This window comes from Methylorubrum extorquens (assembly GCF_024169925.1).
Classification (GTDB): Bacteria; Pseudomonadota; Alphaproteobacteria; order Rhizobiales; family Beijerinckiaceae; genus Methylobacterium; species Methylobacterium extorquens_A.
Genome location: NZ_JALJXF010000001.1, coordinates 132,586 through 156,747, shown reverse-complemented (window position 1 = coordinate 156,747; position 24,162 = coordinate 132,586). Strand labels below are relative to the sequence as shown.

Below are 24,162 nucleotides of genomic sequence, written 5' to 3'. Positions count from 1 at the left end.
AATCCCACGTCAATCGGAAATCTGCAAAGTTGGTGCTGGAGCGCACATTGTGGGATTGTATCCCACACCACTGCCACTAAGCTCAGTTCATGTCTGAGACGACCGAACCCGCTCCATCTCCGGACGGCGCCGCGCTGCACGGGCCGGTGGCCCGCCTGTTGCGACCGCTCGTGCGCCTGATGGTGCAGCGGGGCATCACCTTTCCCGCCCTGACGAACCTGTTGCGCGAACTCTACGTGAACGTCGCCGAGTACGACTTCGCCCTGCCCGGCAAGGAGCAGACCGACAGCCGGGTCAGCCTGCTGACGGGCATCCACCGCAAGGAAGTGCGCCGCCTGCGCGGGGCGGGCGCGCCCGTGAGCCAAGTGCCGGCAACGGTCTCACGCACGAGCCGGATCATCGCCCGCTGGGTCGCCGCACCCGAATTCACCGATGGCCAGGGCCGGCCGCTGCCGCTGCCGCGTTCGACCGACGACGCGGCCCCCTCCTTCGAGAGCCTCGTGGCCGGCGTGACCAAGGACGTGCGGCCCCGCGCCGTGCTCGACGAATGGCTCGACCGGGGCCTCGCCATTCTCGATTCGGAAGGCCGGGTGCAGCTTCTGGAGGCGGCCTACCTGCCCAAAGGGGGGACCGAGCCCCAGCTCTACTATCTCGGTCGCAACCTGCACGACCACATTGCGGCGGCGGCCGAGAACGTCGCGGCGCCCTCCCCTCGCTTCTTCGAGCGCGCCGTGCATTACGACGGCCTCTCCGACGCGCTCGCCGCGCGGCTTGAGGAGCGGGCGCGGGAGATCGCGATGGGGGCGTTGAAGCAGGCCAACGCCGAAGCGCACACGGCTTGCGCGGACGATGAAGGCGGGCGCCACCGCTGGAACTTCGGCATCTACATCTACCGGGAGGAGGTCCCCGCCCGTGATCCCGGCGTGCAGACGGCATCGGAAGATGCGGAGGGCCGCGCGCCTTGAGCTGCCTGACTCCGACCCGCCGCGGGCTGCTGGCGCTGCTGGCCGGCACCATTCTCTGGCGGCCGCACCCGGCTTGGCCGCAAACGGCGGGCGACCCCGCCCAGGACCGCGGCATCGGCGGCACCGGTGCGCGCCCCTCGGAGGAGGAGACGCCCGGCGGCGATCGCGGGATCGGCGGCACCGGTGTGATCGGCACGATCCGCCGGTTCGGCTCGATCGTCGTCAACGACCTGCGCATCACCTATCCGCCGGACGTGCAGGTTCGCATCGACGGCGCGCCCGCCCGTGTCGCCGACCTCAAGGTCGGCCATGTCGTGCGCGTGGTGGCACGCGGGCCGGGGGGCGCGCTTTCGACCCGTGCCATTATGGTGTCGAGCGAAGTCGTCGGCCCCGTCGAGGCCGTGGCTCGAGGCCGCCTGACAGTGCTCGGACAGAGCATCTCGACTGCAAGCCTGAAGACGGCCCGGACGCGATTCGCGGTGGGCGAGCGCGTGGCGGTGAGCGGCCTGCGCCGGGCCGACGGCACCATCGTCGCGAGCCTGATCGAGCCGCGCGCGGACGGGAACGCCCGCGTCGCCGGGCCGGTCCGGCGGGATCGCGACGGCACCCCGCGCATCGGCGGCCTGCGCCTCGCGGGCCTGGAGCCGGGACTGACCGGGCGGCGCGCCCTGGTGGAGGGCGAGGCCGGCCCGGCGGGGCTGACGATCGCCTCGGCCCGCGACGTCAGCCGGCCATTCCCGGCGGGGCTCGCCCGTGCCTCGATCGAGGCCTACGTCGCGCAGGGCGACGGCGGGTTGCGTCTCGGCTCGGGCTTTACCGTCTCGGGCGGGGTCTCCCCCTCGGCGCTGCCGGGATCCGGGCGCCCCGCGGTGATCGAGACCGGCATCGGCCGGGATGGGCGGATGACGGTCGAATCGGTGCGCGGTGATGCGTCGGCACGGGGCCAAGGCCCCGGCGGGCAAGGTGCAGGTGGCCAGGGCTCCGGCGGCCCGGGTCCCGGTGGCCGCGGGCCCGGTGCGGGGCCCGGCGGTGGAGGCTTCGGCGGCCAAGGGCCCGGCGCGCCCGCACGGTCGGGGCCCGGCGGCGAGGCGCCGTTCTCCCGCCCCGGCGGCGGGGCCGGCGGCTTCGAATCCGGCCGAAGCGGGGCCCCCGGAGGAACCGCGATGCCCGGCGGCTACCCGATCGACACACGCCCGGGCACGGGTGGCGGCTCCTTCGGTGCCCCTTCGGGCGGGTTCGGCCGGCCCGGCGACGGTGGACCGGGCGGCTTCGGCGGCGGGGGCGGCCCCGGAGGCTTCGGAGGCGGTCCCGGCGGCTTCGGAGGCGGGGGCGGACCGGGCGGCTTCGGAGGTGGCGGGCGTCGCTGACGCCCGTCAGCGGCTGCGCAGGATCAGCCGGTCGCCACGCACCTCGTAGGAGGGCAGCCGGTCAAGGAAGCTCTGGCCGAGCAGGTTGGTGGTCAGCACGCCGGGCCGGCTCACCATCGCGTTGACGTTGCGCTCGGTGATCGGCCCCACCGTGATCGAGTCGAGCCGGATCGGCGCCGTGAGCGCCGTGCCGTTGGCGGTGGAGACGCGCTGGGTGAAAGCGCTCTCCGGCGGGCGAATGCCGAGACGCTCGGCGGTTTCGGCGGTGAGCACGACGCTGCTCGCCCCGGTATCGAAAACGAAGCGCTGCTCGCTGCCGCCGTTCACCGCCGCCAGCACGGCGAAATCGCCGTCGGAGCGGCGGGTGATCGTCACCTCGCCGCCGGGCCCGACCACAGCGGTGCCGGGGCGTAGCGCCCCGACGAGCCCCGCGCCGACCCGCTGCGCGTCGTCGCGATAGGTGTAGCCAACGACGATCACCGCGCCGATGACGAGCCAGATCAGGATCGAACCCAGGGTCTTGCCCGGCATGACGAGCGCCTGCCGCCAGCGGCCAGCGGCGAGGAGCAGCAGCAGGGCGGTCATCGAGACGACGCCGGCGAGCTGATCGGAATCGAGCCCCATCACCGGGCCGCCGTCATGGTTGGCGATCAGGACGACGAGACCAATCCCGAGAATGGCAAGGCCGGCCCACATCATGGCGCGCCCGCCTCCCGGCCGGGATAGGCCCGGCGCAGCCGCTCGGGCAGCGCGGCCATGACGGCCCGCCGCTGCGCCTCGGAGAGCGAGCCCCACAGCCCGATCTCGTTGCGCGTACGCCCGCAGCCCTCGCACAGGCCGGTCACGGCATCGAGCACGCAGAGCTTGGTGCAGGGTGAGGAGGGTTTGTTCGGGGGAGTCGCCAGCATCGCCCGTGCAGATGGGACGGAGCGGGGCCGTGAATCAAGGTCTCACCGGAAACCTTACGACGCGCGGGGGTCGTCGGACGGGCTGCGCTTCAACCAGTGGATCGGGTGGACGAAGATGCGTGTTCTCACATCCCCCTCCCAATGCGTCCGCAACCCTTGCGCCTCCACGGCCTCCACGATCTCGGCGGCGATGCCGGCCATGGTCTCGTCGCGGTCGTCGAACGCGCCGAAGGCGAGGTAGAGCCCCCGGTCGCCGACGACCGCCTCGACATCCTGCCCGTGGTAGAACACGAACCCGCGCGAGTCGCGTCCCCGCTCCCGGCGCTGGTGATACACCTCGCCCGCATCCGAGATCCCGTCCGAACGGGTATAACCGGCATCGTGCAGCGCGATGATCCCGCTGGCGTCGAGGGCGTCGAAGGCGATGGCGAGGCGGTCGAAATCCGTCTCCAGCGGCCACGTCGCCTCGTCGGCCCGCTTGCGCGCGAAGGCTCGAGCCACCTCCGCCTCGACCCAGCGGCGGTCGTCGGGTGCGACCGCGTCGGGGCCCAGGTACCCGTCCAGGATCGTCTCGAGCGTCGAGGCTTCGGTCTCGAAACCGCCGCGGGCCAGGATCTCGATCTGCTCGGCGGTGTCGGCGCGGTCGAGCGTTTCCGTGGACGCATCGGAGGATGTGCGGCTCTGCGCCGTCGCTGACCGGCCCTGGAAAAGCCGGCGGAGGATTCTCAGCATCACGCCCCTCCCGCCTACGCCGTCGCCGCCACCAGGGCCAGCAGCACCGCGATCTCGCCGACCTGCTGGCAGGCGCCGACCACGTCGCCGGTCTGGCCGCCGATCTTCCGCTCGGCCAGCGCGCTGAGACCGAAGGCCGCAAGCGGGGCCAGGATCAGAGCGAGGCCGAGACCCAGCGGCGGCAGGCCGAGGGCGGCGGCGATCCCGGCGAGGATCAGGCAGATCACCCCCGCAATGCCCAGCGTCGTCCGGGTCGGCCGGCCGACGGCGGCGCCCGCGCCGCCGGGACGGGCGGGGTCGAGGATCGCGAGCGGAACCAGCGCCACCGTCCGCGACAGGGCGGCGGCGAACAGGAGCGACACGGCGGCGAGCCCGCCGGAGCGGTCGAGCAGGGTCGCGAGCATCGCCGCCCGCAGCGCCAGCCCGAGGAACAGCGCAGTGCCGCCATAGGCGCCGATGCGGCTGTCGCGCATGATCTCCAGGCTGCGCTCGCGGCTCTGCCCGCCGCCGAACCCGTCGGCGACGTCGGCCAGGCCGTCCTCGTGCATGGCACCGGTGATGAGGGCCAGCGCCACGAGGGCGAGGGCCGCTGCGACGAACGGCCCGAGCCGGATCTCCCAGGCCAGAACCAGCACCAGCGCGGCGGGCGCGGCGATCAGCAGACCCGCGAGCGGCAGCATCCGCGGCACGGTGCGAAAATCGGGTGCGGCGTAGGGCGCCGGCTCGTCGGGCAGCGGCGGAACCGGCAGGCGGGTGAAGAAGCGAAGGCAGGCGGCAAGATCGTAGACCAGTTCCGCCCCCGGAAAGGGCGGCCCGAGATCGCGGCCACTGCGCTCGATCATTCCGCTACCCTTTCCTCCGGCCGCCTGTACCGCGGGCCCGTCCGCTTCTATAGCGCCGGGAGCCTCCTGCCTGCTACGCGGCGGCGCTGGCTATCCGGTGGCAATTCCCGCACCGATCGGGCGACCTCCTCCGTTTTTCCCGCATCCGACGCGCACGAGCCCTGCCGATGACCGCCAGCCCGACCTCCGACGCCTCGCCCTTCGCCGACATCCGCCGCCTGCTCACGGAGATGCCCGGCCCCGACGGGGACGCGGTCGCCGCGATCCGCGCGCGGGATGCCAGCCTCACCAAGCCGCCGGGCGCGCTCGGGCGCCTCGAAGGGCTCGTGGAATGGCTCGGCGCGTGGCAGGGCAAGGCCAAGCCCACCCTCGACCGGCCGATGGTCTGCGTGTTCGCCGGCAGCCACGGCGTGGTGGAGCGCGGCGTCTCGGCCTTCCCGGCCGCGGTCAACCGGCAGATGCTGGACAACTTCGCCGCCGGGGGTGCCGCAATCAACCAGCTCTGCGCCGCCTACGGCCTCGGCTTCCGGGTGTTCGACCTCGCCGTGGATCTGCCGACCGGCGACATCTGCTCCGGCCCAGCGCTCGACGAGAAAGGGTGCGTCGCCACCATGGCCTTCGGCATGGAAGCGGTGGCGGCGGGCACGGACTGCCTCGCGGTCGGCGAGATGGGCATCGGCAACACCACGGTCGCGGCAGCGATCTACGCCGCGCTCTACGGCGGCGAGGCCGAGCACTGGGTCGGACGCGGCACCGGGCTCGACGCAGCCGGCCTCGCCCGCAAGGCGCAGGCCGTGCGGCTGGCGCTCGACACCCACAAGGATCACCTCGGCGACCCACTGACGATCCTGGCGCGCCTCGGCGGCCGGGAAATCGCGGCGATGGCCGGGGCCATCCTCGCCGCGCGGTTGCAGCGGGTGCCGGTGGTGCTCGACGGCTATGTCGCAACCGCTGCGGCGGCCATTCTGCACGCCGCCGACCCTCACGCCCTCGACCACTGCATCGCCGGCCATCGTTCGGCGGAAGGCGCGCATGGCGAGGTGCTGGACCGGCTCGGACTGAAGCCCGTCCTATCGCTCGACATGCGCCTCGGCGAGGCCTCCGGCGCGGCTCTGGCGCTCGGCCTGCTGAAGGGTGCGCTCGCCTGCCACCGCGACATGGCGACGTTCGAGCAGGCGGGCGTCTCGGGCAAGAGCACCGATTAAGACGCGCCGGCTGACGCCTTCGCCCGTCAGGCCGCCCGCGCACGCCGGGCGGACGCCGCCTCGGCCGGGGCCTTCTCCGCACCGAGTGTCATCGCAGGCAGGGTGTCCATGCCGCGGCTCGCGGGGAAGGTGACGATCACCTCGGTGCCCTCGCGCGGCTTCGACTTGAGCTGGAACCCGCCGCCGTGGAGGTCGATCAGACCCTTCACGATCGGCAGGCCGAGGCCGGAGCCCTGCTCGGCGGTCTTGATCGCCAGCGAGCCGCGCCCGAACGAGGACATCACCGTGCCGAGTTCGTCCTCGGGGATGCCAGGTCCGGAATCCTTGACGCTGAGATATTGCCCGCCCGACGAAGTCCAGCCGACCTTGATCGTGATCTCGCCGCCCGGCGGGGTGAACTTCACCGCGTTCGAGAGCAGGTTGAGCACGATCTGGCGCAGCGCCCGCTCGTCGGCCCAGAGGCGCGGCAGGGAACCGTCGATCAGGCTGGCGAAGGTCTGACCCTTGCTGCGAGCGCGCAGGGTCATCATGTGGCGGCACTCCTCGACCGTATGGGCGAGTTGCACCGCCTCCTCGGTGAGGTCGTAGCGCCCGGCCTCGATGCGCGAGAGGTCGAGGATTTCGTTGATCAGATTGAGCAGGTGCATCCCGCTGTCGTGGATGTCGGTGGCGTATTCCCGGTAGGCCGGGGCGGCGTGGGCGCCGAACACCTCGTTCTTCATCACCTCCGAGAAGCCGAGGATGGCGTTGAGCGGCGTGCGCAGCTCGTGGCTCATGGTGGCGAGGAAGCGGGACTTGGCGAGGTTCGCCTCCTCCGCCCGCCGCCGGGCCTCGTCGGAATTGGCCTTGGCCTGTTCGAGTTCGGCGAAGATTGCGTCTTTCTCCGCCCGCGATTGCAGGGTGCCGACGGCGGAGGCGTAGAGTCGGCGTGCCAAGCCGGCGAAGAAGAGCTGGCTCGCCACCGTCATCGCGACGAGGAGCATCGTGTCCATGTCGCTGGAGAAGATCAGCAGCGAGAGCGCCGCCAGCATCAACGGCACGAGGCCGGCCAGGGCGGCGACCGGCACGGTCGCGGCGAGCATCGTCGTCACCGCCGCGACGATGACGAGGCCGAACAGCGCGAAGGTGCGCGCCTCGGGAACGCCCACGAGCAGCAGCATCGCCCAGGCGGCGCTCTGGGCGAACTCGGCGACGATGAAGGTGCGCCCCCAACGCTTCAGCGACCGGCTTTCCGGCGCCTGCCGCAGGAAGCGGCGGCTCAGCAGCAGCATCAGGGTGGTGGCCGCGATCGCCCCGGTCGCCCAGATCGCCGCGGTCACGGCCGGCACCCAGATCGAGGAGGCACCCGCAACCATGAGCGCCAGGATCAGGAGCGGGATGCCCGCACCGACCCGGTACTGGGCGTAGAGCCGCAGAAGTTCGGTGTCGAAGGCCCGCTCCAGGCCGCTCGTGGAAGTCAGCCGCTCCCGGGCCGAGCGCATCTCGCGCGCGATGCCGCGGCGCTTGGCCACCTCCTGTGAGGAGGGCCCGCGCCCGCGCTGAACCATCTCCGCTGTGAGGTCGGCCATAACAGTCGAGATCGCCAATCGGGATCGGAACGCCGGGCGCCCGGTCGTGGTCTGGCGGCGCACGGGGCGGGGTGGAGAGCTCGCAGGGTGCCGTGCGAACCGTTAAGAAGCGGCTTCGACGATCCGGCGAATTGCGCCGATACAGGTGCGGAAACGTCTCATCCGTGTTGGGGTGCGCTCCCGCACATCAGGGATGGGCGTACAGGATCAAAATCGGAACGATTCCAAGTGACCATTTCAAGTCACGACACCACGTGACGGTCTCGAAGCGCATCTCCCGGCCGGACGGCGGCCCTGAATTCATGCGTTTCGTGCGACAGCTTCCTCTCGGAGTGCGCCCATGCTGACCCTCAACCTGAACGGCGCGCCGCGGGAGGTCGATGCCGACCCCGACATGCCCCTGCTCTGGGTGATCCGCGACCGCCTCGACATGACCGGGACCAAGTACGGCTGCGGCATCGCGCAGTGCGGCGCCTGCACGGTGCACATGGACGGCCAGCCGGTGCGCGCCTGCCAGACCCGTATCGGCGATGTCGGCGAGGCCAAGATCACCACGATCGAGGGCGTCGAGGGCAAGGTGGCCGATGCGGTGAAGGCGGCGTGGCGCGGCCTCGACGTCGTGCAGTGCGGCTACTGCCAATCCGGCCAGATCATGTCGGCCATCGGCCTGCTCACGGAGAACCCGAAGCCCAGCGACGCGGATATCGACGGCGCCATGGACGGCAATGTCTGCCGCTGCGGCACCTACCAGCGCATCCGCGCCGCCATCCACGACGCCGCCCGCTCGCTCGCCTGAGCCGCCCGCCCCGCAGCCTTTCACGATTTGGAGCCCGGCATGCTCAAGCTCGACCTGACTGATACGCCCGTTCCGTCCCGGCGCGCCTTCCTCGGCGGCGCGGCGGCGGGCGCCGTGCTGCTCGCCTTCCGCCTCGACCTGACGGGTGCCCGCGCCGCGGAAGGCTCGGACGCGCTGTCCAAGGGTCCGGCCCAGCCCAACGCCTTCGTGCGGATCGCCGCCGACGACAGCGTCACGGTGATGATCAAGCATCTCGATATGGGCCAGGGCAACACGACCGGGCTCGCCACCATCCTCGCCGACGAACTCGACGCGGATTGGAGCCAGATGCGCGTCGCGTTCGCACCGGCGGATGCCAAGCTCTACGCCAACCTGCTGATGGGCCCGGTCCAGGGCACGGGCGGCTCGACGGCGATCGCCAATTCCTGGTTCCAGCTCCGCAAGGCGGGGGCGGCCGCCCGCGCCATGCTGGTTGCCGCCGCGGCCGAGAAATGGGGCGTGCCGGCGGGCGAGATCACCGTCACGAAGGGCGTCATCGGCCACCGATCCGGCAAGCAGGCCCGCTTCGGCGAATTCGCGGAAGCCGCCGCCGCCAAGCCGGTGCCGCAGGAGCCCCGTCTCAAGACGCCGGCCGAGTGGACGCTGATCGGTCAGCGCGTGCCGCGCATCGATTCCGTGGCGAAGACCGACGGCACCGCGATCTACTCCCTCGACATCCGCCGCCCCGGCCAAGTCACGGCACTCGTCGCCCACCCGCCGCGCTTCGGCGCCACGGTGAAGTCGGTGGATGCGGAGGCCGCGCAGGGCATGCCCGGCGTCGTCGGCATCGTCACGATCCCGACCGGCGTGGCGGTGATCGCCCGCGACACCTGGAGCGCGATGAAGGCCCGCGAAGCCCTCAAGGTTACCTGGGACAATTCCGCTGCCGAGACCCGCTCCTCGGACGCGATCCTCGCCGAGTACCGTGAGACGGCCAAGACCTCCGGCCTCGTCGCCTCGCAGGCGGGCGATGCCGACGGCGCGATCAAGGGATCGGCCAAGGTGCTGGATGCGGAGTTCTCCTTCCCCTACCTCGCGCATGCCGCGATGGAGCCCCTCAACGCCACGATCGAGCGCGCGGCGGACGGCAGCTACGACGTCTATGCCGGCTGCCAGATCCAGACCATCGAGCAGGCGGTGGTGGCGGCGACGCTGGGCGTCACGACCGACCGGGTCCGGCTGCACACCCAGTGGGCCGGCGGCTCGTTCGGCCGGCGGGCGACGCCGGGCGCCGACTACTTCGCCGAGGCCGCCGCGATCGTGAAGGCCTGGGACGGCAAGGCGCCGGTCCACCTCGTCTGGACCCGCGAGGACGACATGGCGGCCGGCTATTACCGCCCGCAGGTCTACCATACGGTCAAGGCGGGCCTGAACGAGAAGGGCCAGATCACCGGCTGGCGCCACACCATGGTCGGCAAGTCGATCATGATCGGCTCGCCCTTCGAGGCGATGCTCGTCAAGAACGGCATCGACTCGACCACCGTCGAGGGCGCTTCCGACACGCCCTACGCGCTCCCGGCCTACCGCTTCGAAGTGCACAACGCCCGCGAGGGCGTGCCGGTGCTGTGGTGGCGCTCGGTCGGCCACACCCACACCGCCCATGTGATGGAGGTGTTCATCGACGAACTGGCCCATGCATCGGGGTCCGATCCGGTCGCCTACCGGCTGTCGCTGCTGAGCCGCGCGCCACGCCTGTCGGGGGTGTTGCGGCTCGCCGCCGAGCAGGCCGGCTGGGGCGCAAAGCCTTCCGAAAAGGGTCGCGGCCTCGGCGTCGCCGTGCACGAATCCTTCGGCTCCTACGTCGCGATGGTGGCCGACGTCACGGCGGGCGAGTCCGGTGTGAAGGTCAACCGGATCGTGGCGGCGGTCGATGTCGGCATCGCCGTGAACCCGGACGTGGTGCGCGCCCAGGTCGAGGGCGCGGTGGGCTTCGCCCTCTCGGCGGTGCTGCGCAACCGCATCACCCTCAAGGACGGCGTCGTGCAGGAGACGAACTTCGACAGCTACCAGCCGACGCGCATCTCCGAGATGCCGCGGGTCGAGGTTCACATCGTGCCCTCCGAGGTCGCCCCCACCGGGATCGGCGAGCCCGGCGTGCCGGTGCTGGCGCCGGCCATCGCCAACGCGGTCTTCGCCGCGACGGGCCAGCGCCTGCGCTCGCTGCCGCTCGACCTGTCGGCCCTTCGCGGGGCGTGAACCGCGGGGCCGGCGCGGGCCGGCCCCCTCTCCGCCGGCTACCGGCGGGGCGGCGGGCCCGGCACCGGACACATCTCGGAGAGGCACGCTTCCCAGAACACCGGCGTACTTTGCAAAACCGGCAATCCGTCGATTAAGTTAGGCCTATCGAGCCGCAACAAGGCGCAGGATGGGCGAAAAAACAGATCCGCCCGGGTGGCCGTCGGATCGCGACGCGACGGCGCGGCGGATCCTTGAGTTCGATTGGGCCGAAGCGGCCCTTCGGGCGAGCGAAGAGAAGTACCGCACCCTGTTCCAGACCATGGGGCAGGGTTTCTGCGAGCTCGAACTCGTGCGCAACGGGCAGGGCCGGGCCGTCGATTTCCTCTACATCGAGCTGAATCCAGCCTTCGAGCGGCTGGTCGGCCTGCCGGCAGTGGACGCCCGCGGGCGGACGGGACGCAATGTGGTGCCCGATCTCGACCCGTGGTGGATCGAGACCTACGAGCGCATCGCCGCCGCGGGCGTGCCGGCGCGGCTCGAGCACACGGACACGCCGATGGGGCGCTGGTTCGAGGTCTCCGTCTACCCACAGGCGAACGACCGGCTGCTGATCCTCTACGACGACGTCACCGAGCGCAAAGTCGCCGAGACGGCCCTGCGCGATCGCGAGGAGCGGCAGGCCTTCCTCCTGGCGTTGAGCGATGCGGTGCGCACGCTTTCCGATCCGGAAGCGATCCAGAGCGCGGCATGCCGGCTCGTGGGTGAGCGGCTGGATGTGGACCGGTGCTACTACGTCGCCATTGACGAAGCCGCCGGAATCGCCCGCATCGCATGGGACCACGCTCGCGGCGACGCATTCTCGATCGCCGGCGAGCACCGGGTCGCGGACTTCGCGTGGTCTGTCGATATTCTTCGCCGAGGCGAGTGCCACGTCGTGGCCGACACGCAGAGTTCGGCCCAGATCCCGGTCGCCGGCCGCGTCGCCCTCGCTGCCCTTAGCATCGCCGCCTGCATGGGCGCACCGCTCATCAAGAACGGCAGCCTCGTCGGCGCGCTCTGCGTCACTCACTCGACTCCGCGGCCGTGGGCGGAGGCCGACGTCGGCTTGCTGCGTGAGGTGGCCGAGCGGATCTGGTCCGCGGTCGAGCGCGGCCGGGCGGAAGCGGACATCCGGCGCAAGAACGCGGTGCTCGAAGGGATCAACCGCATCTTCCGTGAGGCGCTGACCGCCCCCACGGAGGAGGAACTCGGCCGCGTCTGCCTCGCGGTCGCCGAGGATGTGACGCAGAGCGCCTTCAGCTTCATGGGAGAGGTCGACCACGCAAACGACCGGTTCAACGAACTCTCCATCAGCGATCGCGGCTGGCAGCATTTCGCGATGGACGACCCCGCTTTTCCCAAGGGCGTCGGCCCGAAAGGGCTCAAGATCCACGGCCTCTACGGCCGCGTGCTACGCGACGGCAAAAGCCTCATCGCCAACGATCCCGGCTCGCACCCGGACCGGATCGGGACACCGACCGGCCACCCGCGTTTGAGGGCCTTTCTCGGCGTCCCGCTGAAGCGGAACGGACAGACCATCGGAATGATCGGGCTCGGCAACCGCGCGGGCGGATACCGGTCGGAGGATCTCGAAGCCGCCGAGGCCCTCGCCCCGGCCATTCTCCAGGCCCTGCTGAGCAAGCGGACCGCCGACACCCTGCGCGAGAGCGAGGGGCGCTTCCGGACCCTCGCCGAACTCGTACCGAGCCTGCTCTGGAACTGCGATCCCGAGGGCAAGGTCGTCGTCGTGAACCAGCAATGGGGCGACTATACCGGCCAGGCTCAGGAGAAGGTCCAGAACGGCGGTTGGCTGGCCACCATCCCCCCCGACGAGCGGGCGGAGACGAAGCGCATCTTCACCGAAGCCTTCGCCACCGGCCGGCCGGTGGAGCGACAGCAGCGCATCCGCCGCCGCGACGGCCCTTTTCGATGGTTCCTGATCCGCCACGCCCCGGCGCGGGACGCGGAAGGGCGGATCACGCGCTGGATCGGCGCCGCCACGGACATCCACGACCAGCATCTTGCCGCCGAGAACCTACGGGCGGAGGAGGCACGGCAGGCCTTCCTTCTCGACCTCGCCGACCGGCTTCAGGACCAGACCGACCCGCAGGCCGCCCTTCACACCGTGGTCGAGGCGCTGGGGCGCCATCTGGGCGTCGGACGGGTCGGCTACGCGCGCCTCTCCGCGGACGGTGAGCGGGTCGAGCGGCAGGTCGGCTATCACGCCCCGACCGAGGCCCGGCTCGGCCCCCTGCCCATCACGGCCTTCGGCCGGGTGGTTCTCGAGCGGCTCCGGAGCGGCGAGACGGTCATCGTGGACGATGCCGCGGCCGTTGCGGCGCCCGGCGTTTGGCGAAAGGGCGCCGTCGGCAGCTTCGTGGCGGTGCCGCTGGTCCGCGACGACCAAATCCGCACCGTCCTCTACCTGACCCATCCCGAGCCCCGCACCTGGACGCGCTCCGAGACGACCCTGATCGAGGAGGTGGCCGCGCGGACCTGGGAGGCGGCCGAGCGGGCGCAGGCCGAAACGGAGCTGCGCACGAGCGAAGCCCGGCAGCGCGCTCTGGTCGAAGGCATTCCCCAACTCGTCTGGCGAGCGGGCGACGGCGGCGCGTGGAGCTGGGCGAGCCCGCAATGGTGCCGCTATACCGGCCAGAGCGAGGCCGAGAGCCACAGCTTCGGGTGGCTCGACGCGGTCCACCCCGAGGATCGCGACCGGGCTCAAGGTGCCTGGAGCGGAGCCGCAGCGGCCGAGGTGCTGGCCGTCGATTACCGAATCCGTCACGCCCCCGAGGGCCGCTACCGCTGGTTCCAGTCGCGCGCCCTGCCGCTGCGCGAGGGAAACGACATCATCGAGTGGCTGGGCACCTCCACCGACATCGACGACCTGCGGCAGCTGCAGGAGCAGCAGGGCGTGATGGTGGCCGAGTTGCAGCACCGCACGCGTAACCTCATCACGGTGGTGCGCTCGCTGGCCGAGCAGACCATGGCCCGAAGCGACTCCATGACGACGTTCCGCGCGCGGTTCTACGACCGGCTCGCGGTGCTCTCGCGGGTACAGGGCCTTCTCTCCCGCTCCACCATCGAGCCGATCACCCTGCACGCGCTCATCGTCACGGAACTCGACGCCCTCGGCGCCTGGGAGGCGTCCGACCGCATCTATCTCGACGGCCCATCCGTGCGGCTGCGCAAGGCGACGGTGCAGACCTTCGCGCTGGCCCTTCACGAACTCGCCACCAACGCCCGTAAATACGGCGCGCTCGCCGGAGACACGGGGTGGCTGAGCGTGACGTGGCGCACCTATACCGAGGACGACCGGATGCGGCTTGCCCTGCATTGGAGCGAGACGGAGGTCGAGCGACTGCAGGACGAGGGCGCCGCGCAACGGCGTGGCTACGGGCGCGAGCTGATCGAGAAAGCGCTGCCCTACGCCCTCGACGCGCGCACACGCTACGAACTGAGTGAGACCGGTCTACACTGCTCCATCGACCTGCCGCTCACGGAACGGCGCAAGGCGACGCGGCGTGGGACCGAGTCCGGGTAGGGCGCGTCGCGACGAAGTGGCTGCTCGGCGAAAGAATGCGCGTGACAACAACGACCGAGAGACGCCGGCCCGATGCAATGGGATCGGATACGGCCCTAGAGCATCGTCCCGAACGGTGGCCGCCGGCTTTCGGAAAAAGATGATGCTCTAGCGAGGCCCTGCTTTCCGTTCAGTCTTGAGCGCAGCAGAACAAAGCCCCTGGGGCGCGATGCTCTATGCCCGCGCCAGCGCCCCTTCGATCATCCGCGCGATGGCGAGCGCCCGTCCGTCGTCGCCGAAGCGGGCGATCACCTGCACGCCGAGCGGCAGGCCGTCGCCCGGCACCGGAACGGTCACGCAGGGCACGCCCATCAGCGTCCAGAGGCGGTTGAAGCGCGCATCCCCGGTCGAGCTGAGCCCCTTCGGGGCGCGGCCGACGCTGGACACCGTCAGGATCGCATCGACATCCGAAAACAGCTCCTTGAGTTGGCGGCGCGCCCGATGCGCCTCGCGGCGGGCGGCGTCGTAATCGGCAGCACTCAGGTCCTGCGCCCGGTCGAGTTGGCCGCGCAGCACCGGCGGCAGGGCGTCCCGATGCTCGGCATATTCCCAGGCGAGCGCTTGGCGCGCCTCGTAATCCTGCACCGTCGGGTGCGCGGCCCAGGCGCGCGCGAAGGGTTCCGGCAGGACGAGGTCGTGCACAACCGCGCCGGCCCGTTCGGCGGCGCGGGCCGCACGATCGAGCGCCGCAAGCGCGTCGGCGTCGGCGCTCCCCGCGAAATCCTGGAGGCAGAGGGCGAGGCGCGGGCGCTCGGGTGCGGATGCCTCGATGCCCGGCCGGTCCGCGATCAGCGCGAGCGCGTGGGCGATGTCGGCGACGGAGGCGCCGAACAGGCCGACCGTGTCGAGCGCCCAGGAGAAGGTCTTAACGCCCACCGTCGGCAGCAGCCGGAACGAGGGCTTGATCGCCGCGATCCCACAGAAGGCCGCCGGACGGATCACCGAGCCGCCGGTCTGGGTGCCGAGCGCCAGGGGCAGCATCCCGGCGGCGACCGCCGCGGCCGAGCCCGAAGAGGAGCCGCCGGGTGTATGGCCGGGATCGCGTGGGTTCACGGTGGCGGCGGGGTCGAGGCCGGCAAAGGCCGTGGTCGCGGTCTTGGCGAGCGGCACGGCGCCGAGTGCGCGCAGCCGCGAGACGATCGCCGCGTCGGCCCGCGGCCGCCAGCCGGCATAGATCTCCGAACCGGACTCGGTCGCCATGTCGGCGGTGTCGATGATGTCCTTGATCCCCACCGCGATGCCGGCGAGCGGCCCGCTCTCACGCACCGTTGCCTCGGGGGCGGTGCGGAGCACGGCGCCGATGGCGGGGTCGCGTTCGGCGATCCGCTCGCGCGCCGTTCGGATCGCGTCCGCCGCCGAGAGGGCGCCGGCGGCGACACGGGCGCGGATGTCGAGAAGCGAAATCATGCCATCCGAGTCGGGGGCTGGGTCGAATCTGTCAACACCGCTCCACATGGGAGCGGATCCGATCGCGCATCGTTAGCGGCTCGTTTACGGGACGCTGCGCATCGTCGCGTCCATGTGGCGTAAAGCGTTAGCGTTCTCGGCCCTGGTGCTGTTCGGCGCGGGGCTCACGGGCTGTGCGATCAACCGGTTCGAGCGCCGGGAGGCATGGCGTGACCAAGCCGAACAGATGTGCATCGCGCGCAAGCTCGTGCAGCCGACGGCCTATGTCTCGCTGGCCAAGGAGATCGACGGCCCCGGCCCCTGCGGCATGCAGCAGCCATTCAAGGTCACCCGGCTCGGCGGCGGCACGGTGGCGCTCAAGCAGCGGATGACGCTGGCCTGCCCGGCGCTCGCCGAGGCCGAGGCGTGGCTCGCCGACACGATCCAGCCCGCCGCCAACCTGTATTTCGGGGTGGCCGTCGCCGAGATCAACGCCGGCACCTATTCCTGCCGCGGCCGCAACAACCAAGCCGGTGCCAAGCTCTCGGAGCATTCCTTCGGCAACGCCCTCGACATCATGTCCTTCACCCTCGCCGACGGGCACGTCATCACCGTCAAGGGCGGCTGGCGCGGCACCGAGGCCGAGCAGGCGTTTCTGCGCGAAGTCTTCGTCGGAGCCTGCGCCCGATTCTCGACCGTCCTGGCGCCGGGTTCCAACGTGTTCCACTACGACCACATCCACGTCGATCTGGCGATGCACGATCCGCGCGGCCTGAAGCGCATCTGCAAGCCGCTGCTCAAGTTCGAGTCGCAGCTCAACCTCGCCGACGGCTCGCCCCGGCCCTTGGCCTCGCCGCGCCCGCCCGCGCGGCAGACCGCCCCGAGCCAGGCCCCGATCGACGTCGAGGAGGACGATCCCTACGGCGTCGCGCCGACCTCTTCGCGCACGACCGGCACGCGCGTCGCCCGCGCGCCGGCCGCCCCGGCGCCCACGGCCTATGCCGCAGCGCCCGCTCCGAGCCGGCCCCGCTCCCCGGTTCCGGCGCATGACGCGGCCTATGCGCCGCTGTCGCTGGCTGCGCCCCACGCCTCGGATCACGCCTCGGACGAGCCGATCTATTAATCCGTCCGGGGTGTGCCCGGCGCACCCCAGCCCGGACCAAAAGCGGCGCCCGCGCCCGGTCGAAGCTTGACTTGAGCCGAGCGCGGCGCATCGTCTTTCGCCCATCCGGTGCCCGCTGCGCCAAGCCCTTAAGGGCCTGCGTCGCGCCGCGGCACCCTCAACTGGCGGATCTGAGCGGCATGCGCCCGAACCTTCCCCTCGCCGTCCTGGCGCTCGGCCTCGTCACGGCCTCGTCCGTGCTGCCGGCGCTCGCCCGCTCCGGCCGCGAGGAGATCTCGCCGGCCGAGGAGCAGACCTTCCCCTACGATGCCGACATTCCCGGCTGCCAGGACGCCGACGTTCTGGAGAAGGTCTCGACCCAGTTCGCCGAGAAGGAGGCGAAGTTCTGGAACTCGTCGCTGACGATCCTCTCCTACGAGCGGATCGAGCGCACCGCGTGGCGCCCCTACGGCGTCGACTTCATCCCGCGCCGCTACTGCTCGGCGCTTGCCACCACCTCGGACGGGGTGCGACGCAAGGTCGATTACTCGGTGCGCGAGAGCCTCGGCATCATCGGCTCGACCTGGGGTATCGATTTCTGCGTCCATGGCCTCGACCGCAACAACGCCTATGCTTACGCCACCGCCTGCCGGATGGCGCGGCCCTGATAGGGACGGGACAGCGATCCCCGCGCGCGGATGCAAGCTTGACTTGCAGGCCGCGCCCGGCATCGTCCTGAGGCGTCCCGCCGCCTGCGAGTCCCGTCCATGCCTCTCCGCCGCCTCGCTGCCCTGGCCCTCGGGCTGACCCTGGCCTCCGGTGCGGGCGCGCAGGATTTCGGCGGGTTTCGCCGCGGGGCTGAGCCCGGCCGCTTCGACTTCTACGTGCTGTCGCTGTCGTGGTCGCCGACCTATTGCGACGGCGAGGGTGCGCGCCGTGACCGCAACGGGCAATGCGCGCCAGGCCGCGGACTCGGCTTCGTGGTGCACGGGCTGTGGCCGCAATTCGAGCGTGGCTATCCCTCGAACTGCTCGGCCGTGGAGCGGCCGTTGACCCGCAACGCGGTCGAGGCTGCGGGCGAGATCATGCCGAGCGAGGGGCTGGCCCGTCATGAGTGGCGCACCCACGGCACCTGCTCCGGCCTCGATCCGCTCGCCTACTTCAAGGCGGTCAAGACAGCCCGCGAGGCGGTGACGATCCCCGAGACCTTCACGAAGCCGGAGGCGAGCCTGCGGGCCGCCCCGATCGAGATCGCCCGGCAATTCGTGACGGCCAACAAGGGTCTGCGCCCGGACATGATGTCGGTGACCTGCCGCCGCGGGCAGTTGCAGGAGGTGCGGATCTGCTTCTCGAAGGATCTGCGCGGTTTCACCCCCTGCCCCGAAGTGGCGCGCCAGAACTGCCGGGCGGGCGAGGTATCGGTCGACGCGGCGCGGTGACGCGCGCACGGCTTTCCTGGTAAGCGCCAAGCCTCACGCAGTGGGGACCATGCCCTGAACTACCGTCACGCCTTCCACGCCGGCAATTTCGCGGATGTGCTCAAGCACCTCGTGCTGACCCGCGTGCTCGTCCATCTCGGCGCCAAGGACAAACCGTTTCGCGCGATCGATACCCATGCGGGCCTCGGCGTCTACGATCTCACGGCGGAGGAAGCTGGGCGCACGGGCGAGTGGCACGATGGCTTCGGCCGGCTCGACGTGCCGTTCGCCCCCGAAGTCGAGGCCCTGCTCGCGCCCTACCGGGAGGCGGTGGCTGCCGTGCGGGCGCGCTTCGGGGCCACCACCTATCCCGGCTCACCCGCAATCATCCGCGAAGCCCTGCGGGCCGGCGACAAGGGCGTGTTCGTCGAGCTGCACCCGGCCGACGCGCAGACGCTGGCGCAGCGCTACGCCAGCGATTCCCGCACCAAGGTGATGCATCTCGACGGCTGGACCGCGCTCAACGCCCTGATCCCGCCGCCGGAGCGCCGGGGCCTCGTACTGATCGACCCGCCCTACGAGGAGCGCGGCGAGATCGACCGGCTGGGCGCTCACTTGCTGAAGGCCGCGCGGAAGTGGCCGACCGGGATCTACATCGGCTGGTATCCGATCAAGGACGTTTCCGGCGTCGATCGCATGGCGGCGGCGCTAGATGCGGGGCTGGAACGGCCTGCATTGCGCCTCGACCTGATGATCGAGCGGCCCGACGATCCGACCCGCCTCACCGGCACCGGCCTCGTGGTCATCAACCCGCCCTGGACTCTGACGGCGGAAGCGGAACGGTTCATGCCGGCCCTGGCCGAGCGGCTGGCCCGCAGCGGCTACGGCGCCTTCCGCTGTGAGCGGCTCGGGCCGGAGGGGTAGAACATCCGCCCTGCCCTCAGTGCAGCGTCCCCTCCCCCGGCTCGGGCTCGGCGCCCGGTTCGGGGATCGCCTCGGCGAAGGGGAATTCCAGAACGACCTCCCCTGCCTCGTCGGTGACAACGAGAATCGCTGTAATCAGCCGCGGGTCGCTTCCCTCATCCTCCAGGCTGGCGCGGATCGTCGCCCGCGCCACACGCCAAGCCTGATCGGGATCACGCAGCTCGACGCCCTCGTCGTCGGTGAGGGCGTCGGCGCCGATGCGGGTGTGGAAGAAGTAGCGGGGCACCGGGGACGACGGCCTTACTTCGCTGAGCCCTGCTGCGGGCTCTGGCCGCCGGACTTGTCCTTCTTGTTGGCCTCGTGGTGGCCGACGGCGCAACCGGCAGCGGCACCGGCCTTACCGTGACCGGCCATGCTGCCCGCCACGCCGCCGACGACGGCGCCCTTGAGGCAGCCCTTGGCCTCGACCGGGCCGGCGAGCGCGGCAACGCCGAGAGCGAGGACGGCAGCGGTCAGAATCGGATGCTTCATCACGTGAGCCTCTGGTTGCCGCGTCGTCCCAGCGCGATCGCTATGGGCCGATGCGAACGGGGTGAGACGCCAACCGGCCGCGACCGCATCCGTTCCGCCTGCCGCTCAGGCCGCGATCCGGCCCTCGAGCGGGAACACCTTGGCCGGGTTCATCAGCCAAGCCGGATCGAACACGTTGCGCACGCGCATCTGCTGTTCGAGATCCTCCTGCGTATACTGGAAGCGCATCAGTTCGCGTTTCTCGATGCCGACGCCGTGCTCGCCGGTGAGGCAGCCGCCGACCTCGACGCAGAGCTTGAGGATCGCATCGCCGGCAGCCTCCGCCTTCTGCAACTCGCCGGGCTTGTTGATGTCGAACAGGATCAGCGGGTGCAGGTTGCCGTCGCCGGCATGGAACACGTTGGCGACGCGAAGGCCTTGCTCGGCGCAGATCGCCTCGATCCGCTCCAGCACATGGCCGAGCTGGCCGGTCGGGATCGTGCCGTCCATGCAGATGTAGTCGGAGATGCGCCCGGTAGCGCCGAAGGCGGATTTGCGGCCCTTCCAGATCGCGGCGGATTCGGCCTCCGATTTCGAGACACGGATGCTGGTCGGGTTGAACCCTGCGGCGATCGCCTCGATGCGGGCCAGCATGTCCGAGCATTCCTCGTCCGAGCCCTCGACCTCGATGATGAGCATCGCGGCGGCGTCGCGCGGGTAGCCGGCCTTGGCGAAGTCGTCGGTGATGAGGATCGCCTCGCGGTCCATGTACTCGATCGCGACGGGGATGATGCCCGCCGCGATGATCGCCGCGGTGCAGGCGCCGGCATCCTCGACCGAGGAGAAGCCGACCAGCGCCGGGCGCGCGCCTTCCGCGGCCCGCAGGATGCGCACAGTCGCCTCGGTGACGATGCCGAGCTGGCCCTCCGAGCCGCAGATCAGGCCAAGCAGGTCATAGCCGCCGGAATCGAGGTGCTCGCCGCCGAGTTCAACCACGGTGCCGTCGTTGGTCACGAGCGTCACGCCCATGAGGTTGTTCGTGGTCACACCGTATTTCAGGCAGTGCGCACCGCCGGAATTCATGGCGATGTTGCCGGCGATGGTGCAGGCGAGCTGGCTCGAGGGATCGGGGGCGTAGAAGAAGCCCTCGTGCGCCACGGCTCCCGAGATCGCGAGGTTGGTGATACCGGCCTCGACCCGCGCGGTGCGGTTGGAAAAATCGAGATCGAGGATGCGCGTCATCTTGCCCACCCCGAGGATGATCGCATCCTCCTGAGCGATGGCGCCGCCGGCCAGCGACGTGCCGGCGCCGCGCGGCACCACCCGGACGCCGTTGGCGTGGCAGAACGCCATCACCGCCGAGACCTCCCGCGTCGTCGAGGGCAGCACCACGGCGAGCGGCATCTTGCGGTAGGCGGTGAGCCCGTCGGTCTCGAAGGCGCGGCGCTCGTCCTCCGTCGTCACCAATGCCTCCGGCGCCACCAGCGCGGAAAGCCCCTCGATGATCGTCTCGCGGCGGGCGACGACATCCGCGTCCGGCGCGGGGAAGGCGATCGACATGGCCGGCATCTCCTCCAGAGATTTGTTTGTTCGTCTTCGTTCCGGCGATCCACAGGGGCGTGCGGGCCTTCAGCCCTGCTTCAGCCGCCGCAGTTCAGGTTCGCCCGGACGATGTCGGACCCACATTCTAGCGGAAAGTCTCCCGAGACGCACGGCGGTTCCCGCCGACCCATGCAGCCACAGAAAGGATCGGAAGCGTCTTCGTGAAGCGGCCTCGGCTGGACGCGTGCCCGGCATAGTCTATATCTGTTCTAAGGCTAAAAGCTCTGCCATAAGCAGGCCGGCTTCGGCCGTTCCTAGGAGGAAAACAACGATGCGTCATCTCATCCTCGGCGCCGCCCTCGCGCTGCTGTTGCCTGTCGCCGCCCATGCCGAGGGCGATGCCGCCGCCGGCGAAAAGGCGTTCGCGCCGTGCAAGGCCTGCCACAATTTCGAGAAGAACGGCGTCGGCCCGACCCTGAAGGGCGTGGTCGGCATGAAGGCCGGTGAGGGTGCCGACGGCTACGCCTTCTCCGATGCGCTGAAGAAGTCCGGCATTACCTGGGACGAGGCCAACCTCAAGGAGTGGCTCGCCGACCCGAAGAAGAAGGTGCCCGGCACCAAGATGGTCTTCCCCGGCGTCAAGGATCCGAAGAAGGTCGACGACATCATCGCCTACCTCAAGACGAAGTCCTGAGGCCCTCGCGCCTCCGGGATCCGATCGGACCAAAAAGGAAAGCCGCCCCTCGGGGCGGCTTTTCTCGTTTCGGAGCTGCGATCGAACCCGAGGGCGCGTCAGCGAGACGCGTTCGCGGCCGGCAATTCAGTGCTGCCGGCGCGGGCATGAAGCTCGTCGCGCATCAGGGCGAGGTTGTCGAGGAGCGCGCGCCGCTCGTCGAGGGTCATCCCGGTCATGCCGCCCACCGCGTGCGGCAGGCAGTCCATCTTGCCCTTGAGCCCGCGCCCCTTCTCCGTGAGGAAGATGCTGACCTGGCGCTCGTCCGGCCGGTCGCGGGCGCGGCGGACATGGCCCGAGGCCTCCAGGCGCTTGAGGAGCGGCGTCAGCGTGCCGGAATCGAGGAAAAGACGGCTGCCGATCTCCTTGACCGAGAGCCCCTCCTCCTCCCACAGCACCAGCAGCACGAGATACTGCGGGTAGGTCAGCTCGTGATGGGCCAAGAGGCTGCGATAGGCGCGACCGAAGGCATGTGCCGCCGCGTAGACCGCAAAGCAGAGTTGGCTGTCCAGGGATTGCGGGTCATCGCGGCCCGTTTGACTCATGACACTCTTCCTCGGCGCGCTCACGGCGCACTGGCGTTTCGGACCCGCAACCGGGTTCGGCACCGACGGATATGGGGACGGCGAGCCGCCTCCGCGAATCAAGTGGCTGTCCGCGACCCGCTGCGGCCATCGGATGAGATCACTGCGTGAAAAAGCAGCAGCCCTGTGGGCTTCTACCCTCTCGCGCAACATGCGTCCCGGCCAACGGCAACCGCGTGGTGGAATCCCTGCGACAGACCTAAGACGCGGACCCTAAAGAAAAATCATCGTGGGTACAATCGAACCACGCGCATGGCTTTCACGGCCATCCGCATGAACGCCGCGCTCCTGAAAGCCGCGGCGGCGAAAATAATCCCCTCGTCTCTCGAAGAAAGGATTGCAGACGCGTCCGAGAGAAAGCGGGATCGGCTGAACGGGCGGCTGGGGCGGCGCTCGCAGCAGCGCGGCCTTGAGCCGCTCAACTCTTGCCCTTCCCCGGCTCCTCCCCCGTCGGCTCGGCGGGGCTGTCGATGGTGCAGGACACCGCCTGCACCGCCGCGTCGGCCACGGCGCGCTCGCTCGGCAGCGCGGCGATCACACGCACCACCGCGAAGCCGCGCCGGGCGGGGGCGACGATGCGCACGTCGCGCGTCACCTCGCCGGCCACGTCGTTGGCCAGTGCCTCGTCGTACTGGGCGCGGGTCATCACCACGAGGTCGAGCCCGCCGCGCACCGCCGCCTGATCGGTCACGGCGTAGAAGGCGCCCCGGCGGCCGTGCATCGAGACCGATAGCATCAGCGAGCCGGCCTGGGCCGAGACCCGCATCGGCCCGTCGTCGAGGTCGTAGGAGCACACGCCGACCGAGACCGCCGGATCGGGATTGGGCAGCCATTCGCCGTTCGCTGTGGGCACGCCCGCAAGGCCGTGGATGCGCAAGGGGTGGTCGAGGGTCTCGCTCGCCTGGGCGCGGGTGAAGGCGTCGCCCTCCGAGAAGCGCGGGATCGCCAGCACCGTGGCGATGTGGACGATACCGGCGATGACGAGGCCGCAGGCGGTGGCGAGCCAGAAGGCGCCGCGGCTCATGAACCGCACCCCGTGCGCTCGATCGCCGGCAGGGTGTCCCGGTCAAGCGAACCGACGCTCGCGGCGACCGGCGTGTCGTAAAGGCGCAACGCCAGCCGCACAGGCCCCCTCGGCCGCGGCATCGGCAGCCAGTTGCCGGGCTGGACCTCGGGGCTCAGCAGGATCGCGAAGCGGCCGTCGGTCTCACGCAAGATCTCGGTCGAGGTAAAACCCGTCCGCACTGGCTCCTGTCCCGGCGCCGGAGCGCCACGGCCGGAAACGGTGAGGGTCCAGGCGCGGGCCGGGGGCGTCACACCCGCGAGGCGATAGCTGCAGGCGGCGTCCAGTGTCCGCCCCGCATCGTCGCTGGCGGCGGTCAGCAGCATGCCCTCCCCGACCGCGAGAGGGATGTCGCCGCGCCGGGCGTTGACGGCGCGGGCATAGGGGTCGGAATCGAGCGAGCCCGCCCGCGGCCACGCCGTCCAACTCCCGATCGCCGTCCCGCCGAAGGGATAGCCGCCGCTGGTGGCGTAGTCGGCACTGGCGAGGCCCAGAAGCCCGCCGAGGGTGAGCGCGTAGACGAACAGCCCGACGCGCGAACTGCGCGAGGCGGCACCCCGCGCGAGGCGGCCCAGGCGCTTGGGGAGCCGCGTTGGCAGGCGCTTGGAGGAATCTTGGCGCGCGTCCTCACGCAGGGATGTTCCGGCCGCCGGGCCGACTCCACTCGACAGGGCCATG

At 70.6% G+C, this 24,162-nt stretch carries 23 protein-coding genes; 11 read left to right on the top strand and 12 right to left on the bottom strand.

The window, feature by feature from the left end:
* Nucleotides 1–89: 89 nt before the first annotated feature.
* The gene (locus J2W78_RS00780) at nucleotides 90–965 is read left to right on the top strand and encodes a DUF6502 family protein (RefSeq protein WP_253367156.1); all 876 of its coding nucleotides are present in this window, start codon (nucleotides 90–92) and stop codon (nucleotides 963–965) included.
* Nucleotides 962–2,332, top strand: a complete 1,371-nt coding sequence (locus J2W78_RS24675) for a DUF5666 domain-containing protein (protein ID WP_301288493.1) — start codon at nucleotides 962–964, stop codon at nucleotides 2,330–2,332. Before J2W78_RS00780 ends, J2W78_RS24675 begins: the two co-directional genes overlap by 4 nt.
* A 6-nt stretch (nucleotides 2,333–2,338) precedes the next feature.
* Here J2W78_RS24675 and J2W78_RS00770 read toward each other — a convergent pair whose 3' ends face one another.
* Genes J2W78_RS00770 through cobS form a run of 4 tightly spaced genes read right to left on the bottom strand, consistent with a single transcriptional unit; the run spans nucleotide 2,339 to nucleotide 4,814 of the window.
* A complete protein-coding gene (locus J2W78_RS00770; RefSeq protein ID WP_253367154.1) occupies nucleotides 2,339–3,031 on the bottom strand; it encodes a retropepsin-like aspartic protease family protein in 693 nt (230 codons plus the stop codon).
* A complete protein-coding gene (locus tag J2W78_RS00765) occupies nucleotides 3,028–3,240 on the bottom strand; it encodes a DUF1289 domain-containing protein (RefSeq protein WP_253367153.1) in 213 nt (70 codons plus the stop codon). The genes J2W78_RS00770 and J2W78_RS00765 overlap by 4 nt, the downstream gene beginning before the upstream one ends.
* Before the next feature lie 54 nt (nucleotides 3,241–3,294).
* On the bottom strand, nucleotides 3,295–3,972 hold the full coding sequence (locus J2W78_RS00760) for a DUF6891 domain-containing protein (RefSeq protein ID WP_253367152.1): 678 nt from the start codon (nucleotides 3,970–3,972) through the stop codon (nucleotides 3,295–3,297).
* Nucleotides 3,973–3,986: 14 nt separating this feature from the next.
* Nucleotides 3,987–4,814, bottom strand: coding sequence for an adenosylcobinamide-GDP ribazoletransferase (gene cobS / locus J2W78_RS00755; RefSeq protein WP_253367151.1), 828 nt, complete (start codon nucleotides 4,812–4,814; stop codon nucleotides 3,987–3,989).
* Nucleotides 4,815–4,981: 167 nt separating this feature from the next.
* On the opposite strand from cobS, the gene cobT reads away from it, so the two are divergent.
* Nucleotides 4,982–6,019 carry a nicotinate-nucleotide--dimethylbenzimidazole phosphoribosyltransferase gene (gene cobT / locus J2W78_RS00750; RefSeq protein ID WP_253367150.1) on the top strand — a complete coding sequence of 346 codons (1,038 nt, stop codon included), beginning with the start codon at nucleotides 4,982–4,984 and terminating at the stop codon, nucleotides 6,017–6,019.
* A 26-nt stretch (nucleotides 6,020–6,045) separates the two neighbouring features.
* Here cobT and J2W78_RS00745 read toward each other — a convergent pair whose 3' ends face one another.
* On the bottom strand, nucleotides 6,046–7,587 hold the full coding sequence (locus J2W78_RS00745) for a sensor histidine kinase (protein ID WP_253367149.1): 1,542 nt from the start codon (nucleotides 7,585–7,587) through the stop codon (nucleotides 6,046–6,048).
* A 340-nt stretch (nucleotides 7,588–7,927) separates the two neighbouring features.
* Between J2W78_RS00745 and J2W78_RS00740 the strand changes: the two genes are divergently transcribed.
* From J2W78_RS00740 to J2W78_RS00730, 3 genes are all read left to right on the top strand, one after another.
* Complete coding sequence (locus J2W78_RS00740) at nucleotides 7,928–8,383, top strand: (2Fe-2S)-binding protein (RefSeq protein WP_253367148.1); 456 nt, start codon at nucleotides 7,928–7,930, stop codon at nucleotides 8,381–8,383.
* A 39-nt stretch (nucleotides 8,384–8,422) separates the two neighbouring features.
* The gene (locus J2W78_RS00735) at nucleotides 8,423–10,618 is read left to right on the top strand and encodes a xanthine dehydrogenase family protein molybdopterin-binding subunit (protein ID WP_253367143.1); all 2,196 of its coding nucleotides are present in this window, start codon (nucleotides 8,423–8,425) and stop codon (nucleotides 10,616–10,618) included.
* A 169-nt stretch (nucleotides 10,619–10,787) separates the two neighbouring features.
* Nucleotides 10,788–14,183 carry a GAF domain-containing protein gene (locus tag J2W78_RS00730; protein ID WP_253367142.1) on the top strand — a complete coding sequence of 1,132 codons (3,396 nt, stop codon included), beginning with the start codon at nucleotides 10,788–10,790 and terminating at the stop codon, nucleotides 14,181–14,183.
* 213 nt (nucleotides 14,184–14,396) lie between these two features.
* Here the strand turns inward: J2W78_RS00730 and J2W78_RS00725 are convergent, their stop codons facing one another.
* Nucleotides 14,397–15,629 carry an amidase gene (locus J2W78_RS00725; RefSeq protein WP_253367141.1) on the bottom strand — a complete coding sequence of 411 codons (1,233 nt, stop codon included), beginning with the start codon at nucleotides 15,627–15,629 and terminating at the stop codon, nucleotides 14,397–14,399.
* A 112-nt stretch (nucleotides 15,630–15,741) separates the two neighbouring features.
* Between J2W78_RS00725 and J2W78_RS00720 the strand changes: the two genes are divergently transcribed.
* From J2W78_RS00720 to J2W78_RS00705, 4 genes are all read left to right on the top strand, one after another.
* Entirely contained in the window at nucleotides 15,742–16,731 is a 990-nt protein-coding gene (locus J2W78_RS00720; RefSeq protein WP_253367140.1) for an extensin-like domain-containing protein, read from the top strand.
* A 179-nt stretch (nucleotides 16,732–16,910) separates the two neighbouring features.
* Nucleotides 16,911–17,378: a hypothetical protein gene (locus tag J2W78_RS00715; protein WP_253367139.1), complete on the top strand. Its 468-nt coding sequence runs from the start codon at nucleotides 16,911–16,913 to the stop codon at nucleotides 17,376–17,378.
* A 99-nt stretch (nucleotides 17,379–17,477) separates the two neighbouring features.
* A complete protein-coding gene (locus J2W78_RS00710; protein WP_253367138.1) occupies nucleotides 17,478–18,149 on the top strand; it encodes a ribonuclease T2 in 672 nt (223 codons plus the stop codon).
* A 96-nt stretch (nucleotides 18,150–18,245) separates the two neighbouring features.
* Entirely contained in the window at nucleotides 18,246–19,052 is an 807-nt protein-coding gene (locus tag J2W78_RS00705; protein WP_253367137.1) for a 23S rRNA (adenine(2030)-N(6))-methyltransferase RlmJ, read from the top strand.
* A 16-nt stretch (nucleotides 19,053–19,068) separates the two neighbouring features.
* Here the strand turns inward: J2W78_RS00705 and J2W78_RS00700 are convergent, their stop codons facing one another.
* The 3 genes from J2W78_RS00700 to J2W78_RS00690 all read right to left on the bottom strand — a co-directional run bounded on the left by J2W78_RS00700 (nucleotide 19,069) and on the right by J2W78_RS00690 (nucleotide 21,122).
* Nucleotides 19,069–19,338 carry a DUF6894 family protein gene (locus J2W78_RS00700; RefSeq protein ID WP_253367136.1) on the bottom strand — a complete coding sequence of 90 codons (270 nt, stop codon included), beginning with the start codon at nucleotides 19,336–19,338 and terminating at the stop codon, nucleotides 19,069–19,071.
* 14 nt (nucleotides 19,339–19,352) lie between these two features.
* On the bottom strand, nucleotides 19,353–19,583 hold the full coding sequence (locus J2W78_RS00695) for a hypothetical protein (protein ID WP_253367134.1): 231 nt from the start codon (nucleotides 19,581–19,583) through the stop codon (nucleotides 19,353–19,355).
* A 105-nt stretch (nucleotides 19,584–19,688) separates the two neighbouring features.
* Nucleotides 19,689–21,122, bottom strand: coding sequence for an FAD-linked oxidase C-terminal domain-containing protein (locus J2W78_RS00690; RefSeq protein ID WP_253367132.1), 1,434 nt, complete (start codon nucleotides 21,120–21,122; stop codon nucleotides 19,689–19,691).
* 313 nt (nucleotides 21,123–21,435) lie between these two features.
* On the opposite strand from J2W78_RS00690, the gene J2W78_RS00685 reads away from it, so the two are divergent.
* On the top strand, nucleotides 21,436–21,798 hold the full coding sequence (locus tag J2W78_RS00685; RefSeq protein WP_253367130.1) for a c-type cytochrome: 363 nt from the start codon (nucleotides 21,436–21,438) through the stop codon (nucleotides 21,796–21,798).
* Between the two features lie 98 nt (nucleotides 21,799–21,896).
* Here the strand turns inward: J2W78_RS00685 and J2W78_RS00680 are convergent, their stop codons facing one another.
* The 3 genes from J2W78_RS00680 to J2W78_RS00670 all read right to left on the bottom strand — a co-directional run bounded on the left by J2W78_RS00680 (nucleotide 21,897) and on the right by J2W78_RS00670 (nucleotide 24,161).
* Entirely contained in the window at nucleotides 21,897–22,382 is a 486-nt protein-coding gene (locus J2W78_RS00680) for a MarR family winged helix-turn-helix transcriptional regulator (protein ID WP_253367128.1), read from the bottom strand.
* Between the two features lie 457 nt (nucleotides 22,383–22,839).
* Entirely contained in the window at nucleotides 22,840–23,445 is a 606-nt protein-coding gene (locus J2W78_RS00675) for a DUF1254 domain-containing protein (protein WP_253367126.1), read from the bottom strand.
* On the bottom strand, nucleotides 23,442–24,161 hold the full coding sequence (locus J2W78_RS00670; RefSeq protein ID WP_253367124.1) for a DUF1214 domain-containing protein: 720 nt from the start codon (nucleotides 24,159–24,161) through the stop codon (nucleotides 23,442–23,444). Before J2W78_RS00670 ends, J2W78_RS00675 begins: the two co-directional genes overlap by 4 nt.
* Nucleotide 24,162 lies beyond the last annotated feature (1 nt).

What these genes read in the sequence shown, in the direction of transcription:
- J2W78_RS00725 (WP_253367141.1), bottom strand. Translation starts at nt 15,629, where the DNA reads ATGATTTCGCTTCTCGACATCCGCGCCCGTGTCGCCGCCGGCGCCCTC.
- J2W78_RS00715 (WP_253367139.1), top strand. Translation starts at nt 16,911, where the DNA reads ATGCGCCCGAACCTTCCCCTCGCCGTCCTGGCGCTCGGCCTCGTCACG.
- J2W78_RS00680 (WP_253367128.1), bottom strand. Translation starts at nt 22,382, where the DNA reads ATGAGTCAAACGGGCCGCGATGACCCGCAATCCCTGGACAGCCAACTC.
- cobT (WP_253367150.1), top strand. Translation starts at nt 4,982, where the DNA reads ATGACCGCCAGCCCGACCTCCGACGCCTCGCCCTTCGCCGACATCCGC.
- J2W78_RS00670 (WP_253367124.1), bottom strand. Translation starts at nt 24,161, where the DNA reads ATGGCCCTGTCGAGTGGAGTCGGCCCGGCGGCCGGAACATCCCTGCGT.
- J2W78_RS00745 (WP_253367149.1), bottom strand. Translation starts at nt 7,587, where the DNA reads ATGGCCGACCTCACAGCGGAGATGGTTCAGCGCGGGCGCGGGCCCTCC.
- J2W78_RS00730 (WP_253367142.1), top strand. Translation starts at nt 10,788, where the DNA reads ATGGGCGAAAAAACAGATCCGCCCGGGTGGCCGTCGGATCGCGACGCG.
- J2W78_RS00685 (WP_253367130.1), top strand. Translation starts at nt 21,436, where the DNA reads ATGCGTCATCTCATCCTCGGCGCCGCCCTCGCGCTGCTGTTGCCTGTC.
- J2W78_RS00710 (WP_253367138.1), top strand. Translation starts at nt 17,478, where the DNA reads ATGCCTCTCCGCCGCCTCGCTGCCCTGGCCCTCGGGCTGACCCTGGCC.
- J2W78_RS00760 (WP_253367152.1), bottom strand. Translation starts at nt 3,972, where the DNA reads ATGCTGAGAATCCTCCGCCGGCTTTTCCAGGGCCGGTCAGCGACGGCG.
- J2W78_RS00770 (WP_253367154.1), bottom strand. Translation starts at nt 3,031, where the DNA reads ATGATGTGGGCCGGCCTTGCCATTCTCGGGATTGGTCTCGTCGTCCTG.
- J2W78_RS00675 (WP_253367126.1), bottom strand. Translation starts at nt 23,445, where the DNA reads ATGAGCCGCGGCGCCTTCTGGCTCGCCACCGCCTGCGGCCTCGTCATC.
- J2W78_RS00735 (WP_253367143.1), top strand. Translation starts at nt 8,423, where the DNA reads ATGCTCAAGCTCGACCTGACTGATACGCCCGTTCCGTCCCGGCGCGCC.
- cobS (WP_253367151.1), bottom strand. Translation starts at nt 4,814, where the DNA reads ATGATCGAGCGCAGTGGCCGCGATCTCGGGCCGCCCTTTCCGGGGGCG.
- J2W78_RS00690 (WP_253367132.1), bottom strand. Translation starts at nt 21,122, where the DNA reads ATGTCGATCGCCTTCCCCGCGCCGGACGCGGATGTCGTCGCCCGCCGC.
- J2W78_RS00780 (WP_253367156.1), top strand. Translation starts at nt 90, where the DNA reads ATGTCTGAGACGACCGAACCCGCTCCATCTCCGGACGGCGCCGCGCTG.
- J2W78_RS00765 (WP_253367153.1), bottom strand. Translation starts at nt 3,240, where the DNA reads ATGCTGGCGACTCCCCCGAACAAACCCTCCTCACCCTGCACCAAGCTC.
- J2W78_RS00695 (WP_253367134.1), bottom strand. Translation starts at nt 19,583, where the DNA reads ATGAAGCATCCGATTCTGACCGCTGCCGTCCTCGCTCTCGGCGTTGCC.
- J2W78_RS00740 (WP_253367148.1), top strand. Translation starts at nt 7,928, where the DNA reads ATGCTGACCCTCAACCTGAACGGCGCGCCGCGGGAGGTCGATGCCGAC.
- J2W78_RS00720 (WP_253367140.1), top strand. Translation starts at nt 15,742, where the DNA reads ATGTGGCGTAAAGCGTTAGCGTTCTCGGCCCTGGTGCTGTTCGGCGCG.